At 37.1% G+C, this 251-nt stretch carries 1 pseudogene; it reads right to left on the bottom strand.

Annotated features, from left to right (window positions below):
• Positions 1-251: pseudogene (locus tag B4920_RS30180) on the bottom strand (hypothetical protein); the annotation flags it as partial.

Below are 251 nucleotides of genomic sequence, written 5' to 3'. Positions count from 1 at the left end.
CTTTCCGCGTCACTAAAAGGATCATTAAAACGTTCAGACCATAATTTTAGCCATTCACGGTCAAAACTAATCGCAACGTCTGCGTTACAAGCCATCAATTTAAGAATAATCTCTGGTTGATAAACTATATCACCATAACAAACCAATACAGGCTTTTGACTTAATATCTCATCCGCTTGTAACAAACTGCGTACCATGTTGCTGTGTGACCAAACTGGATTATATATTCGATAATCACCATATTCTGCTAG

It is taken from the genome of Zoogloea sp. LCSB751, from assembly GCF_002028455.1.
Classification (GTDB): Bacteria; Pseudomonadota; Gammaproteobacteria; order Burkholderiales; family Rhodocyclaceae; genus Zoogloea.
The sequence above is the reverse complement of the archived record's forward strand: the minus strand, read 5'-3'. Positions and strand labels throughout refer to the sequence as shown.